Genomic DNA, 13414 nt, shown 5'->3' with positions numbered 1-13414 from the left:
TCCTATTTGAGTAAAATCGCCACCAATAAGATGGCGATTAATTAATAATTAAGCTGAAAACTTGCCAATGAATGTTTCGATTTCACTTCCATCGAATTCATCACAAAGCAGACTGCGAAACTCTTGAGCGATTTGCTCTTCAAGGTTTTCAAGTTGGACAATACGGAGCACTAAAACAGGAACATCACCGCCAGTAAGCACGCTATAACGCAATTTAACGCTACGTTCTTTTAACTCGTCATACGGATTGCATGTAAACTGGAATGCAGTAGGCATAACATCTTTGCTTCTTGCTTCAACATTTTCTAATACTGAACGTTTGGCACTAAAATCGTGATCTTCATGTTCAGCAGAGCGTGTTGATTCAATCGTAATACGGCGAACAGCAGAAATAGCTTGTTTGATATCTAGAACATTACCGTCAGCATCGAACGCCATTAAATAATCACGCCAGTCTTCTAACCATTCCGCTAATTCTTTTTGACGATGTTTAACACCATCAATTTTTAATAGTGCTGCGAATGGAGCGGTTTGTTTTAATTTAACAACAGCCGTGTTATCGGCATGACCTGGTTCGCCAATTGTGCCAATATTGAAAATAGTTTTGGCGCTCATTTCATCGGCATCAATAAAGCAGCTAACACCTTCATCAATTGCATTTTTGATTGAGTATTTAACAAAATCACTAATACTTGTTGTTTTCATTTCACCACGAAAGCGAAAACGACCTTCTTGTAAATTTTCTAAACTACTTACTTTAAAGTCATTCGGAAGAACAATCGCTGGGCATAATGACTTCTCTATTGCATCGAGACTTAATGAAGCCACTGCCATATTTTGAATTTGCGAAATAGCATTACCGTCTAATTGAGACATGAATAAACTCCTACTTATTTAAAAGCATTAAATTAAATGGATAGGTTTAATTAAAAATAAGGAAACTAATTAACGGATTTTAATTTCCCGTCGGGCTGACCTTGTAGAGAAAATAATTGACCTTGGTCTTCTTGCATGATGGTCAACTTACCACCTTTACCTACGTACATTGGTGTTTTGGTGGTATCTTCTTCAGCCCGTTTTCCGCGTGGTGTTGGTGCAGAGAATTTAAGTTTATGAGTTATTTCAACTCGTTTTTCTTCCATTGAATTACTAAGGCGAGCAATATCTAATTCAATAGTGACCTTGCCTTTTCCACCATTATTTAAAACGCCTAAAGCCACATCATTTAAAACAGCAGAGACTTTATTTTCAAAAACGCCAGCGTCCAATTCGGAAAGAAAGTCGGGAACATTTGTCTTACGATCTTCTTGGCTCATTTCTATAACCTCACGTTATCACTTCACACAATAAGAAAGGGCACTAGCGAGTTGACATAATCCTGATAAGACATTTCACAAGTAATGCCAGCACCCTTGCTTATTGTTAGATTTGATAAAATGGCTGACTGAGCAGAACATTATCACCACACCCCCGTTAATGGTTTAAGACTCAGCCAGCCATTGTTTCTCTTCACACGTTCTCTTCACACATAAAAATCATTCACTTTGTATCTGAATAGCACTTTTAATTGCGTACTCTGCTATTTCAGCATCTAGTCTTGCTAGCTCATCCACCAGCTTTCTACGCTCAGCATGCAAATTATTTAGATAATTCATGTACTGCAATTTTTCTCTCATCCAGTTTGCAACATCTGCATCAGTGAAATTGGCTGTAGGTATGATTGTTGGTTCAGTTGTCATAAGTATTCTCAATAACTATTTAGTATAGATATTAGTAAGCTTACATTTTAAGTCAAGAAAAAAATATAAGTTACCTTACATTTCTTTCTTTTTTTTGTGAAGGGGGAGGGAATTAGTCTAGATTTATAATAACTTGCTTAACTTTACCTGCTATAACGCAGTCACCATTTATCTGAATAGGGTTAAATTGAGGGTTTAAAGGAGCTAAGTATTTGTTTGGCCCATCAATAATAAGTTTTTTGATAGTGGCTTCATCGCTACCTTTTTGTTGTGCTATGACTATTTTCCCATTTATATCATCGAGATATCCATAATCAGGCTCAACTATAACCACAGCACCTTCAGGGATGCTTAACTCTCCATTGTAGGTAGTCATAGACTGCCCCTTAACTATTAAAGCAAATGCTTTATCTGACAGTTTTAAATTAGTATCAATGTACTTGTAGTTACCAGGATCTGACTCGCAGTACGTCTCAGTCCATTCTCCAGCCTGCACCCAACTAATGATTGGTATGGGCTTGTAAATAGACGTTTTTATTTCAACATCATCCTCAGGAAGCCCTACTCCAAACATTAACCATTTTGGATTGCAACTCAAAACAGATGATAGCTTTAATAAGCTTTCTGCAGATAAACCAGTGTTGTCACTTTCCCATTGAGTAACCGCTGATGCTGAGATTCCAACGCGTTCAGCTATATCTTTTTGGGTCATTTTTAACTGTCGTCTACGTTGCTTTATTCTCTCTCCTACTGTTTCCATAAATAGCCTCAAATTCACGTATCACACATAAGCAATCTTACATTTTATTGACATTAGTATCCTGCTACATTAAATTGTAAGTATGCTTACTTTATGGAGAGTGTAATGCTTAAAAACTTAGTTTTAGAACATTTTGGGGGAACAGTAAAAACAGCTATTGCGCTTGGTGTATCTCATAGTGCTGTTTGCCAGTGGTCGACTATTGTTCCTGAAAAACAAGCTTTAAAAATAGAACGGTTAACTAAGGGAGTCCTTAAATACAACCCCGATCTTTATTTAAAAAATAACAAAACCGTTTAAAGCAGTTAACTACAAGAATTTATCAATGGTGGTAGGAAATGAGTAACCAATCAATAAAACAGGTAGTGAAAGAAATGTGTGATGCGACAGCTGGTGGACGCGAGGCAATGGCTGGTGCGCTTGGTCTGTCTTTAACATCATTCAATAACAAACTTTACGAGAAAAACGGTTGTCGCTCATTTGATTTAAACGAGTTGTTAGCGATGCAAGATATTTCTAAGACCGTTTTATTTGCTGAATTTGTCGCTCGTGAATCAAATCGTTTACTCGTTGACAGAATTAGTCCTGCGGAACTGGACGAAACGGAATTGTTTGTACTGCGTAGTGGTGTTGACGAAATGCAGGGGCGTTTAGCGTTATTGATGAAAGATAGCTTAGCTGATGGCGTTATTGATGGTGATGAAGAGCAAAAAATAAAAATGATGTTGGATGGATTAATTTCGCAGATCCGCACATTTATGAATGCGTTTGTTTCGTTACATCAAAAGAGAAATTAAAGATGGCTATATCCAGAAAGGGTGAAGCCAAAGGTGTACGGCCTCTGGCTTCGGTTTGCAAATTTCAATTGTGTGAAGAGAAATTAGCATGAGTAGATTATCAAACTTAGCATGTCGCACGCAAGTGCGAGCTTCAATGCGTGATGGTCGTTTTGTCTATGAAATTAAAGTACCAGAAGGCTATGAAGAAACAAACTACCAATTTATGCGTTGGCTTGTAGATGATTTCAATTCAAAACATGGTTTAAGGGTGGGCAATGAACAATGAGAACCCAAACCAACTTGATCGCTACTACAAAAATCACAGGGGTATCGTTGTTCATGTTGTTCGTTATGACAGAGAAAAACAGCGAGTCATTTTTATGCTTGATGGTTGTGACGATCCGCAATGTGAACCCTTGCAACGATTTAAAGAGAAATACACCAGAGTTAAGTGAGGCGTTGCTATGACGACTATTTTTGATGTTGTACAAGCTATGTCGGGGCAGAAAAACGTCATTGTTATTCCTGTTCCCTATTTAGATTTTTTCAAAGGTGATCAACAAGCTCACGCCTTGTCTGCAATTTTAAATCAGCTTGTCTTCTGGTCTGGCGTTTCATCAAGTGCTGATGATGGCTGGTTTTATAAAAGCCATGAAGAGCTGGCAGAAGAAATTCACGGGCTTTCTGGTGAAGAGCAAGCTCGACGCCTCGTTGATAAATTACGTAAAAAGTATTTCCCTGGTGTGATTGAAACTAAGACAAAAAAGGTTAACGGTACCCCTGTTACTCACTACAAGATAGATGGCAATAAACTTATCTCTATGATTTTCCCATCTATTTCTGAAACGTCGAAAGTGAGGAATGGAAACGTCGAAAGTGAGGAATCGGAACGTCGAAACTGCGGAATGGAAACCGCAGAAATGCAGAATCATGGAAACGTCGAAAGTGAGGAATCCTATCTTTATACAGATCTTAACTCAGATAAAAACTTACAGATCACTAAAGACCTTTCGTCGCAGAATTCTAACGAATCCAGCGACCAGCCGAAAAATGATTTTTTAACTCGTTATCCAGAAGCGGTGATTTACAGCGCTAACTTCCAAAAATGGGGTTCAGCTGACGATTTAAAATGTGCTCAGTGGTTATTCGCTCGCAAATGTGAAGTGTTCGAAGATATGGAGCTTCAAGCACCTAAAGAGCCTAATTTCACGGAATGGGCTAATGATATTCGCTTAATGAGCACGATTGACGGGCGCTCACACAAAGAAATTTGTCAGCTCTATAAGCGTATTACTCAAGATGATTTCTGGAAAAAGAATATTCAATGCCCTCAGAAACTGAGAGAGCAGTGGGATAACGTCACCTTGCGTTTGGCTGGCGAAGAAAAAGTCGCTATTGATACCGTTGAGCGTGATGAAACATTTCGACTCATTTGGGGCACAGGTTGGAAACCTAAAAATAGAATTCAAGAATTATCAGCTATTCAAGCTCGTAAGAGTGGATTAGGGCGAATGAATGAAGTTGCTGGTTTAGCTGCATGGCGTGGCATTTGGAAACAAGTTGCAGAGCAAGTTGCACAGGAGGTTCAGCAATGATTGATTACGCACTGAAATTACAGGAATTAAAAAGCCAATCTTCTCATAAATTAAAAGAAATTGGCGATCAATGGCGAACACCTGAAAATCTGTATTGGGGTATCAATTCGCTCTATGGACCTTTCACGCTAGATCTCTTTACCGATGCACAAAACAGCAAATGTCCAAATTTTTACACTGTTGAAGATAACGCGCTTACTCAGGACTGGTCGGAAAAACTGAAAGAAATTGGCGGTGCAGCTTTTGCTAATCCACCATATTCACGTAGTTCATATCATGAAAAACAAGCTGTTACTGGTGTTAGACACATTATGAATCATGCGTTGGCGATGCGTGAAAAAGGCGGGCGCTATGTTTTCTTGTTGAAAGTGGCCACAAGCGAAACATGGTGGTGTGAAGAAGCGGACCATATTTGTTTTATTCGCGGTCGTGTTGGTTTTGACGTTCCTCAATGGTTTGTTCCTGCAGATGAAAATCAAGTACCAACAGGGGCATTTTTTGCTGGTGCTATCGTGGTGTTTGATAAAACGTGGAATGGTAAAGCCATTGATTACATTCAACGTAGTGAGCTAGAGCAAATCGGCAAAACATTTATTGAACAAGCAAAATGGCTTGTATCGAGAGGTGTTGCATGAAAATCACAGAGCAAATTTTAGCATTGTACAAAGTCGGTGACAGGATAGATCGTCATATTGTTAGTCGTGATTTAGGCATTGCTCTATCTAGTTCATCGAGAGCATTAGCACACCTGAATGGTTTATCTGCATTAGTGCGAGTTGGAAATGAAGATCGACCATTACGTTACAAAGTAACCGAGGAAGCGGGAATTATTTACAACGCAATCATTGAACAGCGTAAATCCGGTGAATCTATTTATCTTGAAAAATTGAATACACAAAAAGCCAAAAAGCGCGCATTACCCACAATCAAATGGGTAAAACACGCCACTTCTAATTTTGCACTCATGGGTAAATTACCAACTGAGCCCTACGATTCGTTAGTCAGAGCAGTAAGGAGTAATCACTAATGAACAATAAAAGCTGTCCATTCTGTAACTCTAAAAAACTAGAAGTCATGCAAGTGATGATCAATACATTCACTCGCTGTCAGAAATGTGGAGCAAGAGGCCCTATTGCTAATAACGCGGACGAAGCCCTGAAAGCTTGGGATAAAAGGAGTGTAAACGATGCTAACTAAATATGCGCTGTTTATAGGCTTTTGGTTTGTTCTCATGCTGGCTATTGGGTTGTGGGGGACTTATGCCTGAACTCATGCTCACGTTGCCATTTCCACCTAGTGTTAACTCATATTGGAGAAACATTAAAGGTAGAACGCTGATCAGTGAAAAAGGGCGTAAGTTTCGAATTAACACCATTGCTTCTGTATATGAGCAGTTAAAACGAAAACCCAAAGCTATTAAAGAAAATGTCTCTGTCCTGGTTCGCTTATATCCACCAACGAAACAGCGCAGAGATATTGATAATTTTTTAAAAGCCCCGTTTGATGCATTAACACATGCGGGTGTTTGGGAAGATGATCAGCAAGTGAAGCATATGGATGTGATGTTAATGGAAGTCGTAAAGGGTGGAAAATTAGAAATCACTATCCGCTCATTTAATAACGTGATGTACGGTCACGAGTAAAAGTGGAGAGAAATAGCATGATGCAAAGAACAATGGAAGTTACAGCATTACCCGCAATGAATCGCGAATTAACTATGTCGAGTAGAGAGATTGCTAGTTTAACGGGCAGCAATCACTCAGATGTTAAACGTTCTGCAGATAGGCTTTTTGTTGCTCAAATTTTAACCCAGCCATTGGCTGAGTTCCCTTTTGAGCATAACGGCAATCAATATACTGAATATCGTTTTAATAAAAGAGACTCTTTAGTGCTGGTGGCTCGATTATCACCTCAGTTCACAGCGAAAATTGTCGATCGCTGGCAGGAATTAGAGTCAAAAATGCAACCTCTCATTCCTCAAACATTACCAGAGGCATTGCGATTAGCTGCAGACTTAGCAGAAGAAAAACAAAAGCTGGAAAGTGAATTGGCGATTGCCACACCTAAGGCTCAGTTTGTTGATAATTATGTTCTATCAAGTGGCTCTATGACATTTCGACAAGTGTGTAAATTACTGCAGGTGAAAGAAACGGATTTTCGCTGTTTTCTAATAGATAAGAAAATCATGTATCGCTTGAATAATACATTTACGCCTTATCAAACCCATGTAGATCTTGGTCGCTTTGAGATAAAGACAGGCACTAACCAAACCAATAACCATTCATTTGCACAATCACGGTTTACCGCTAAAGGCGTGAAGTGGATCGCTGGGCTATGGGCTGAATATAAAGTAGGGGATATCATCTAATGAAATTATTATTAACACCCTACATTCAACCAGAACTAGGTGTTGTACTACTTAAACCGGGTGCTGAATTACTCGAGCAATTTAAGAAGCACCATCGTGTAATTATCAGTGATGTGCCTAAAAGTTTAGATGTATTGCCCTCAGGTGCATTAACGGGTGATGAACAGCCTATTTTAAACAATAAGCACATCGTCCAATTTCTCAATAACAAAAAAGTGATCCACACCATCGATAAAGTATCACCGATGGATACGTGGGTTATCCGTCATATTCAATGCTGTCAGATTGATAACGATGAAGATAATTATCATCACCATGAGTTAGTGACGACCTTTCAGGAGGCAGGCGTGATCCGCACCTGTTGGCATCATGATAACCATATTCGTCATTCATCTGCAGGGTGGGTTGCTGAATTAGCTCATAAAAATCGTATTAATTGGATGTTAGATACTATTCGTTTTCGGTTGAGATTAGATAGTGGCCACCAGCTAACGATACCTGATTTTTTCTCATTTGCAGTAATGCATAGCTTGGTTGATGAATTACCCGAAGCGGTATTGCGCCAGATTTTAAACTGGTCAGATAAACAAGAAGAACGAAGAGTTCACGGTGGTTTTCCAGAAGCTGACATTATCCCAAGCAACGTAACCGCATTATCCGCAATGAATGAACGTTTAGATGCGATAAAGCCGGTTATTAAAGTATCTGTCGATCCGGAGCCACCAGCGTCATTTCTTCTTAAACCTAAAATGCAACGTTGGGAAAATACCAACTGGCTTCAATGGGTGAAAACTCAACCGTGTTGCGTGTGTGGGCAACAGGCTGATGATCCGCACCACATCATAGGTCATGGCATGGGCGGTATGGGTACTAAGGCTCACGACTTATTCACTATTCCATTGTGTCGCATTCATCATGACGAGCTACACCGTGACCCAAAACAATGGGAAGCCACTCACGGTAATCAACTCGAATTGTTATTTCATTTTTTAAACCGTTCATTAGGTATCGGTGCATTTATTTAACGTGTGTACGGCACGAGGAGTATTAGCATGAAACTAGAGTCAGCATTAAAACAATTTTATCCAAAGTCACCGATGATCACCGATACGTCAAACTGTACAGATCCCGACAGAATGAAGGGGATGGATACCGCAGGAGCACTTGGCATGACGGAACATCGCGCCAAATTTGGTATGTCTGCGTTTTTTGCTAAGAATGACGTGAGCGAAGAGGATAAGTCCAACGCCGTTGGACAATTAACAAAATACGCATTAAAAGTAACGCCACGGCTGGTAGCTAAGTCAGCAGGTAATAAACTAGGTTACTGTTTGGTTATTTTATCAAAGATGGCGTTTGAAGATTATTCTCGTTCAGCAGGTTCGGTGTGTGAATGCCCTAGCTGCAAAGGTAAAAAGCTTATTTATAGCCACAAAGACGTCATTAAATATCCGGGCATTATAAAATCGAATGGCGAAGTGATTACGGAGCCAGTGATTAAAAATGAACTGGTTGGTGATAAATGCCAAATGTGTGGAGGAAAAGGAATTATTACGCATCGATGTCGTTGTAACGGGAGAGGTCAAGTCTTGGACGAAGAGCAAACCGAATTACAGGGTGTACCTGTATTTAAAGAGTGTCCTCGTTGTACTGGTCGCGGATATAGAAGAATGCCTTCCTCTGTTGCATATCAAGCTATTAGTAAATTATTACCAGAACTTAATGAAAGAACATGGCGTAGAAACTGGAAGCCATTTTATGAGCAATTAATTAGTAAATGTTTTAGTGAAGAAAGCAATGCTGAAGTCGTATTTAGTCAAGTTACTAATTAACTGGTTTTATATACAGATAAAAGTTGTATTTTGTCCGAACTTGGATTAAAGTCTTTTCATAGTGGGATATTTATTACTCAACCACACTAAATTAAACAAACCTCGCCTTGGCGGGGTTTTTTGTTATTAAAAAGAAGATAAGACTTGCTGTTCTATTTGGTCAGAGTTACATGTGTAGTTATGCACAATAACTAACCAAAGGTATAAAATATCATGTTAAAACAGAATGATATGACAACGCAGGCAAGTTGTGTACTTGAAACAATTTCAAAAAGTGATTGGCAAACAGTACAAGTAATTTCAAATCAAACTGGGTTAAGTAATGAAAATTGTGAGTTTCTATTAACTCAGTTTGAAATAGCGGGGTTTGTCGCAAAGCAAGGAAATAGCTATATGCGTACAGCCTAAAAAATAGAAAGAATTTATAAAGCTGGTGGCTTAACAGTCATCGGCTTTTTTATTGCGTAGAAAAGGACTTCTGATGCAACTATTTAACGACGACGCACTCTCTGTATTGAAAACACTACCCGAAAATAGCATTGATTTAATTGCGACTGATCCACCGTATTTCAGAGTGAAATCGTGTGCATGGGATAATCAGTGGGATAGTGTTGAGGCTTATTTATCGTGGCTTGATAGTGTTCTTGCTGAATTTTGGCGGGTATTAAAACCCAATGGCAGTTTGTATTTATTCTGTGGATCTAAACTTGCGTCAGATACTGAATTGCTTGTTCGTGGGCGATTTAATGTATTAAGCCATATCATTTGGGCTAAACAATCAGGACCATGGCGACGACAAAATAAAGAAAGCCTCCGTGCCTTTTTTCCTTCAACAGAACGAATTCTCTTTGCTGAACATTATCAAAAGCCAGTCACGGCTAAAGGTTCTGAATTTTCTTTAAAATGCAAAGAGCTAAAGCAGAACGTATTTAAGCCTCTGATTGATTATTTTAGAAATGCTCGTTTATCACTGCAGGTGAGTGCAAAAGAAATAGACCAAACAACAGGTAAGCAAATGTGCAGTCATTGGTTCAGTAATAGTCAGTGGCAATTACCTAGCGAAGAAGATTATAAAAAGTTACAAGCACTGTTTACACGCATTGCTGATAAACAAGAAAAACTATCACCGTTATCTCGTCACTTTAGTGAGTTAGAACGAGAACAACTCACTTTACAAAAAGACTACCAAGAGTTAATAAAAGAATATGGTTTATTGAGACGACCATTCTTTGTGACTGCAGATGTTCCTTACACCGATGTGTGGACTTATCCTCCTGTTCAATATTACCCCGGTAAACACCCTTGCGAGAAACCATCAGACATGATGGAACACATTATTCGTTCTAGCAGTCGTGAGGGAGATCTGGTTGCTGATTTCTTTATGGGATCAGGCGCAACTCTGAAAGCAGCATTAAAACTTAATCGAAAGGTTTTAGGTGTTGAGCTTGAGAAAGAGCGCTTTGAACAAACAGAGCAAGAAATAAAAACGAACTTGTAAGAGTTACTTACAAGCTCAACTATCCGGTAATTCCGGATGGTTCACATTGTTTCGTTTAGAGGCTGATATGACGATTAATAATTTAAAAGCAATCAATGATCGGTATATAGCCGAAGAGCGGAGAAAGGCAGTTATTGAAAGAGCAAAAATAAAAGCGAATGTTTATGAGTCTGCTAAAAGATTATTTCAGCTTGCAGAAGATAATGATTATGTGAAACGTAGTGATGGTTATATTGATGTAATTCTAACAGGTTGCAATGTTAATATTTTTCTCAACCTAATTAATGGTAGCGGGTTGTTTAAATGCTGTGGCAGTAAAATATACCAACACATGTTCTGCAATAAACTCATTATGCATGAAAAACTAAATCACATGGGTGGAGTTAATTTCGCCAGAATTATCCTTTCCTAATACGCAGACCACAGTATCAATCACACACTAATCACTTCACACAAGAGCTGTGTGTCTGCACCTTTTTAACCAAATAACAGGACTACACACATGAATGAGCCGTTAACGGGCACTACAACAGCATCGCTAGCGGGCGTTTCAATTGTAGGTCTGTTTGCTGGTATGGACGCTGGCGTTGTTATTGGGGCGTTTGCGGGAGCAGTTATTTTTGTTTTATCTGCTCATGATATTCGTCTATTAAAGCGTTGGACTTATTTTGCAGTTGCTTTCCTTATTGGTATTTATGGCGCTGATTTTATGTCGGGTATTCTCAGCGATATAACCGGTGGTCGTGATGTTGATAAGTCAGTAGGGGCAATGTTTTCGTCAGCAGGGCTGGTGGGTGTTTTAGTCTCAATATCAAAGCCGGGTGCAATGACTGACGGAATAAATAAATTTATTAATAATCTGATAGATAAATTCAGAGGAGGTGGCAGATGACCATCTCAATGTTTTGGATTTACATCAATTTCTTTTCTTGTTTACTCGCAGTCATTCGACTCATTAATTATCGACGTAATGGTGCTCAATATAAATTCGGAGCGTCATTTATTGCGTGGGTATTAATTATCCTATTGGGTTCGGTACCACTGCGGATCTTAACAGATGATTATTCTCATGCTGATCCATTTGAAGTCGGCATTAATTTATCACTATGCGTACTCATCTTATTGAGTCGTGGAAACATAATGCAAATATTCAGAGGTGTCAGACATGGCAAAGATAGCTCGCGGTGAGCGCAATAACAATCCGGGTAATATTGACTATAACCCCCGTAATAAATGGAAAGGTTTAGTTGGTATTGAAACAGGAGTGCCTAACCCTCGATTCTGTGTCTTTGAGTCGCCAGAATACGGCATCCGAGCAATTTATAAATTAACCCAAACCTATCAACGTAAATATGGTTTGAACTCAGTATCAGCAATCATTAATAAGTATGCACCGCCAGTTGAGAACAACACGAATGGCTACATTATCCGTGCATCAAAAGAGATTGGTGTTGGTATTAATGACAAGATAGATACTGAATCAAAACAGGTTGCTATCTCTTTAGCAAAAGCAATCGTGGGTGTTGAGTTAGGCTATCAGCCTTACGCAGATAAGGTTTATGAAGATGCCTGGTTATTGCTATGAGTAAATATATCCCATGGTTTTTTCTCATATTTTTAAGTGCTTTATTAATGGCATTAAGTTTATCAAATGCAAAAATAAAAACGCTAAGTAACGAGAATGAATTACTCAGTAAGGATTTGTCTGAGCAAATTAATATTAATAGCAATTATAAAGAGCGCATTGATAAGTTAAATAAACTCGATAGTGATCATCAGCAGGAGCTTTCTAATGCAAAAAAAGAAATTGATCAGTTGCGTGATATTAGCGAGCGTAATCCTGAACGGGTGTACATCAAAGCCGAGTGTCCAAAGAGCGCCAGCAATCCCGCCACCAGCATGGATGATGCAACCACCGCCCGACCTACTGACACCGCTATCAGAAATTATTGGTTACTCAGAGAGCGAATTACAGAATCAGAGCAAATAATTAAAGGGTTGCAGGATTACATTAGAACTGAGTGTGTAAATTAAAAAAGCCCATGTGAGGTATGGGCTGAAAAGTAAGGTATCGAACCAGAGGAGAGGATTGTTGTTATAGGAGTAGAAATAGTATAACGAGAAAGCTATCGTTTGTCTTTGAGTTACCTCAATAAAAAATGCGCCCACATAGAAATGGAGCGCAAAATAAAATAGGCAAGAAATTTATATACAATAATGGCTAATCAAATGACTCTATAGGTAAAGTCAAATGTCATAAATAGGATATACATGGGCGAGATATTAAATAATGATATCAGTCAAAGTTTATTGATTGTTTGCCATCAAATGGAGTTAAAAAAAGCCCAGCATGGGTATGTGGGCAAGACTGACAAGATATCAATTAAAGTATAGCGATAGCTACTTAGTATAGCTTAAGTAGGTATATATACTAGATTGATAATTCTGATTAACCTATCTCTTACCTAAATAAAAAAAGCAAGATAAAAATAACTCTGTGAGTTTGGGCTCCCGCAGGGATTTCACTAGTATATGTGAAAACAATAGATTACCAATATATCTTCATTCAATCTGTTAATAATCAATGTAAGTTTTTAGAAAACAATCGTCTCGCAATAGCGGGACTTTTTAATGCGTTGCGTTGTCGCCGTCTCCTATGTTAGCCATGACCTGTTTTATTCTCGACAGAGAGCGCATAGTGAGAATCAAAAACAACGAATACCACCATTTTGTTATTTTTCGGTCATTATCAGCAACGTCAGCTGTAGGTAGAAGAAACGGCGTGACTATGGAGAGACATAAACATATTTAATTCTACAAACGTCATTCATTGAGTGGCGTTG

23 protein-coding genes are annotated in these 13414 nt (G+C 38.7%); 19 read left to right on the top strand and 4 right to left on the bottom strand.

Going from position 1 to position 13414, the window contains the following annotated elements; genetic code table 11:
• Positions 1-48: 48 nt before the first annotated feature.
• From ACWPWK_RS08225 to ACWPWK_RS08210, 4 genes are all read right to left on the bottom strand, one after another.
• Complete coding sequence (locus ACWPWK_RS08225) at positions 49-876, bottom strand: YfdQ family protein (RefSeq protein ID WP_109373174.1); 828 nt, start codon at positions 874-876, stop codon at positions 49-51.
• A 65-nt stretch (positions 877-941) separates the two neighbouring features.
• The gene (locus tag ACWPWK_RS08220; protein WP_006533955.1) at positions 942-1316 is read right to left on the bottom strand and encodes a hypothetical protein; all 375 of its coding nucleotides are present in this window, start codon (positions 1314-1316) and stop codon (positions 942-944) included.
• Between the two features lie 219 nt (positions 1317-1535).
• Complete coding sequence (locus ACWPWK_RS08215; protein ID WP_109373175.1) at positions 1536-1739, bottom strand: hypothetical protein; 204 nt, start codon at positions 1737-1739, stop codon at positions 1536-1538.
• Positions 1740-1851: 112 nt separating this feature from the next.
• Positions 1852-2499 (bottom strand): LexA family protein, encoded by a 648-nt coding sequence (locus ACWPWK_RS08210; RefSeq protein ID WP_109373176.1) that lies wholly within the window; start codon positions 2497-2499, stop codon positions 1852-1854.
• A gap of 105 nt (positions 2500-2604) precedes the next feature.
• Here ACWPWK_RS08210 and ACWPWK_RS08205 point away from each other — a divergent pair, with 105 nt between their 5' ends.
• The 19 genes from ACWPWK_RS08205 to ACWPWK_RS08115 all read left to right on the top strand — a co-directional run bounded on the left by ACWPWK_RS08205 (position 2605) and on the right by ACWPWK_RS08115 (position 12605).
• Entirely contained in the window at positions 2605-2799 is a 195-nt protein-coding gene (locus tag ACWPWK_RS08205) for a Cro/CI family transcriptional regulator (protein WP_109373177.1), read from the top strand.
• Positions 2800-2837: 38 nt separating this feature from the next.
• Positions 2838-3296 carry a YmfL family putative regulatory protein gene (locus ACWPWK_RS08200; protein ID WP_109373178.1) on the top strand — a complete coding sequence of 153 codons (459 nt, stop codon included), beginning with the start codon at positions 2838-2840 and terminating at the stop codon, positions 3294-3296.
• A gap of 88 nt (positions 3297-3384) precedes the next feature.
• Entirely contained in the window at positions 3385-3564 is a 180-nt protein-coding gene (locus tag ACWPWK_RS08195; RefSeq protein ID WP_109373179.1) for a hypothetical protein, read from the top strand.
• The gene (locus tag ACWPWK_RS08190) at positions 3554-3733 is read left to right on the top strand and encodes a DUF4222 domain-containing protein (protein ID WP_099660103.1); all 180 of its coding nucleotides are present in this window, start codon (positions 3554-3556) and stop codon (positions 3731-3733) included. The genes ACWPWK_RS08195 and ACWPWK_RS08190 overlap by 11 nt, the downstream gene beginning before the upstream one ends.
• Before the next feature lie 9 nt (positions 3734-3742).
• On the top strand, positions 3743-4873 hold the full coding sequence (locus ACWPWK_RS08185; protein WP_244185050.1) for a replication protein 15: 1131 nt from the start codon (positions 3743-3745) through the stop codon (positions 4871-4873).
• Positions 4870-5508, top strand: coding sequence for a phage N-6-adenine-methyltransferase (locus ACWPWK_RS08180; protein ID WP_109373180.1), 639 nt, complete (start codon positions 4870-4872; stop codon positions 5506-5508). Before ACWPWK_RS08185 ends, ACWPWK_RS08180 begins: the two co-directional genes overlap by 4 nt.
• Positions 5505-5900 carry a hypothetical protein gene (locus ACWPWK_RS08175; protein ID WP_109373181.1) on the top strand — a complete coding sequence of 132 codons (396 nt, stop codon included), beginning with the start codon at positions 5505-5507 and terminating at the stop codon, positions 5898-5900. Before ACWPWK_RS08180 ends, ACWPWK_RS08175 begins: the two co-directional genes overlap by 4 nt.
• A complete protein-coding gene (locus ACWPWK_RS08170) occupies positions 5900-6070 on the top strand; it encodes a Lar family restriction alleviation protein (RefSeq protein WP_023582529.1) in 171 nt (56 codons plus the stop codon). The genes ACWPWK_RS08175 and ACWPWK_RS08170 overlap by 1 nt, the downstream gene beginning before the upstream one ends.
• Before the next feature lie 62 nt (positions 6071-6132).
• The gene (locus tag ACWPWK_RS08165) at positions 6133-6516 is read left to right on the top strand and encodes a RusA family crossover junction endodeoxyribonuclease (protein ID WP_109373182.1); all 384 of its coding nucleotides are present in this window, start codon (positions 6133-6135) and stop codon (positions 6514-6516) included.
• Between the two features lie 17 nt (positions 6517-6533).
• Complete coding sequence (locus ACWPWK_RS08160; RefSeq protein ID WP_109373183.1) at positions 6534-7241, top strand: phage antirepressor KilAC domain-containing protein; 708 nt, start codon at positions 6534-6536, stop codon at positions 7239-7241.
• The gene (locus ACWPWK_RS08155) at positions 7241-8266 is read left to right on the top strand and encodes a DUF968 domain-containing protein (protein ID WP_109373184.1); all 1026 of its coding nucleotides are present in this window, start codon (positions 7241-7243) and stop codon (positions 8264-8266) included. Before ACWPWK_RS08160 ends, ACWPWK_RS08155 begins: the two co-directional genes overlap by 1 nt.
• Positions 8267-8293: 27 nt before the next feature.
• A complete protein-coding gene (locus ACWPWK_RS08150) occupies positions 8294-9073 on the top strand; it encodes an antitermination protein (protein WP_109373185.1) in 780 nt (259 codons plus the stop codon).
• A 213-nt stretch (positions 9074-9286) separates the two neighbouring features.
• Positions 9287-9481: a hypothetical protein gene (locus tag ACWPWK_RS08145; RefSeq protein ID WP_109373186.1), complete on the top strand. Its 195-nt coding sequence runs from the start codon at positions 9287-9289 to the stop codon at positions 9479-9481.
• A gap of 73 nt (positions 9482-9554) precedes the next feature.
• Positions 9555-10571 (top strand): DNA-methyltransferase, encoded by a 1017-nt coding sequence (locus ACWPWK_RS08140; protein WP_109373187.1) that lies wholly within the window; start codon positions 9555-9557, stop codon positions 10569-10571.
• Positions 10572-10638: 67 nt separating this feature from the next.
• The gene (locus ACWPWK_RS08135) at positions 10639-10983 is read left to right on the top strand and encodes a hypothetical protein (RefSeq protein ID WP_109373188.1); all 345 of its coding nucleotides are present in this window, start codon (positions 10639-10641) and stop codon (positions 10981-10983) included.
• Between the two features lie 90 nt (positions 10984-11073).
• Positions 11074-11463 carry a putative holin gene (locus ACWPWK_RS08130; protein WP_109373189.1) on the top strand — a complete coding sequence of 130 codons (390 nt, stop codon included), beginning with the start codon at positions 11074-11076 and terminating at the stop codon, positions 11461-11463.
• Positions 11460-11759, top strand: a complete 300-nt coding sequence (locus ACWPWK_RS08125; protein WP_109373190.1) for a phage holin family protein — start codon at positions 11460-11462, stop codon at positions 11757-11759. The genes ACWPWK_RS08130 and ACWPWK_RS08125 overlap by 4 nt, the downstream gene beginning before the upstream one ends.
• Positions 11737-12156, top strand: coding sequence for a structural protein (locus ACWPWK_RS08120; RefSeq protein WP_109373191.1), 420 nt, complete (start codon positions 11737-11739; stop codon positions 12154-12156). Before ACWPWK_RS08125 ends, ACWPWK_RS08120 begins: the two co-directional genes overlap by 23 nt.
• Positions 12153-12605 (top strand): lysis protein, encoded by a 453-nt coding sequence (locus ACWPWK_RS08115; protein WP_109373192.1) that lies wholly within the window; start codon positions 12153-12155, stop codon positions 12603-12605. Before ACWPWK_RS08120 ends, ACWPWK_RS08115 begins: the two co-directional genes overlap by 4 nt.
• The last annotated feature ends 809 nt before the right edge of the window (positions 12606-13414 follow it).

Source organism: Proteus sp. Marseille-Q3619 (genome assembly GCF_965283115.1).
The sequence above is the reverse complement of the archived record's forward strand: the minus strand, read 5'-3'. Positions and strand labels throughout refer to the sequence as shown.

Bases quoted from the DNA above. Each gene is read 5' to 3' on its own strand.
- ACWPWK_RS08115 (WP_109373192.1), top strand. From the start codon at position 12,153: ATGAGTAAATATATCCCATGGTTTTTTCTCATATTTTTAAGTGCTTTA.
- ACWPWK_RS08205 (WP_109373177.1), top strand. From the start codon at position 2,605: ATGCTTAAAAACTTAGTTTTAGAACATTTTGGGGGAACAGTAAAAACA.
- ACWPWK_RS08150 (WP_109373185.1), top strand. From the start codon at position 8,294: ATGAAACTAGAGTCAGCATTAAAACAATTTTATCCAAAGTCACCGATG.
- ACWPWK_RS08175 (WP_109373181.1), top strand. From the start codon at position 5,505: ATGAAAATCACAGAGCAAATTTTAGCATTGTACAAAGTCGGTGACAGG.
- ACWPWK_RS08210 (WP_109373176.1), bottom strand. From the start codon at position 2,499: ATGGAAACAGTAGGAGAGAGAATAAAGCAACGTAGACGACAGTTAAAA.
- ACWPWK_RS08125 (WP_109373190.1), top strand. From the start codon at position 11,460: ATGACCATCTCAATGTTTTGGATTTACATCAATTTCTTTTCTTGTTTA.
- ACWPWK_RS08185 (WP_244185050.1), top strand. From the start codon at position 3,743: ATGACGACTATTTTTGATGTTGTACAAGCTATGTCGGGGCAGAAAAAC.
- ACWPWK_RS08130 (WP_109373189.1), top strand. From the start codon at position 11,074: ATGAATGAGCCGTTAACGGGCACTACAACAGCATCGCTAGCGGGCGTT.
- ACWPWK_RS08145 (WP_109373186.1), top strand. From the start codon at position 9,287: ATGTTAAAACAGAATGATATGACAACGCAGGCAAGTTGTGTACTTGAA.
- ACWPWK_RS08140 (WP_109373187.1), top strand. From the start codon at position 9,555: ATGCAACTATTTAACGACGACGCACTCTCTGTATTGAAAACACTACCC.
- ACWPWK_RS08160 (WP_109373183.1), top strand. From the start codon at position 6,534: ATGATGCAAAGAACAATGGAAGTTACAGCATTACCCGCAATGAATCGC.
- ACWPWK_RS08170 (WP_023582529.1), top strand. From the start codon at position 5,900: ATGAACAATAAAAGCTGTCCATTCTGTAACTCTAAAAAACTAGAAGTC.
- ACWPWK_RS08180 (WP_109373180.1), top strand. From the start codon at position 4,870: ATGATTGATTACGCACTGAAATTACAGGAATTAAAAAGCCAATCTTCT.
- ACWPWK_RS08195 (WP_109373179.1), top strand. From the start codon at position 3,385: ATGAGTAGATTATCAAACTTAGCATGTCGCACGCAAGTGCGAGCTTCA.
- ACWPWK_RS08215 (WP_109373175.1), bottom strand. From the start codon at position 1,739: ATGACAACTGAACCAACAATCATACCTACAGCCAATTTCACTGATGCA.
- ACWPWK_RS08120 (WP_109373191.1), top strand. From the start codon at position 11,737: ATGGCAAAGATAGCTCGCGGTGAGCGCAATAACAATCCGGGTAATATT.
- ACWPWK_RS08200 (WP_109373178.1), top strand. From the start codon at position 2,838: ATGAGTAACCAATCAATAAAACAGGTAGTGAAAGAAATGTGTGATGCG.
- ACWPWK_RS08155 (WP_109373184.1), top strand. From the start codon at position 7,241: ATGAAATTATTATTAACACCCTACATTCAACCAGAACTAGGTGTTGTA.
- ACWPWK_RS08190 (WP_099660103.1), top strand. From the start codon at position 3,554: ATGAACAATGAGAACCCAAACCAACTTGATCGCTACTACAAAAATCAC.
- ACWPWK_RS08165 (WP_109373182.1), top strand. From the start codon at position 6,133: ATGCCTGAACTCATGCTCACGTTGCCATTTCCACCTAGTGTTAACTCA.
- ACWPWK_RS08135 (WP_109373188.1), top strand. From the start codon at position 10,639: ATGACGATTAATAATTTAAAAGCAATCAATGATCGGTATATAGCCGAA.
- ACWPWK_RS08220 (WP_006533955.1), bottom strand. From the start codon at position 1,316: ATGAGCCAAGAAGATCGTAAGACAAATGTTCCCGACTTTCTTTCCGAA.
- ACWPWK_RS08225 (WP_109373174.1), bottom strand. From the start codon at position 876: ATGTCTCAATTAGACGGTAATGCTATTTCGCAAATTCAAAATATGGCA.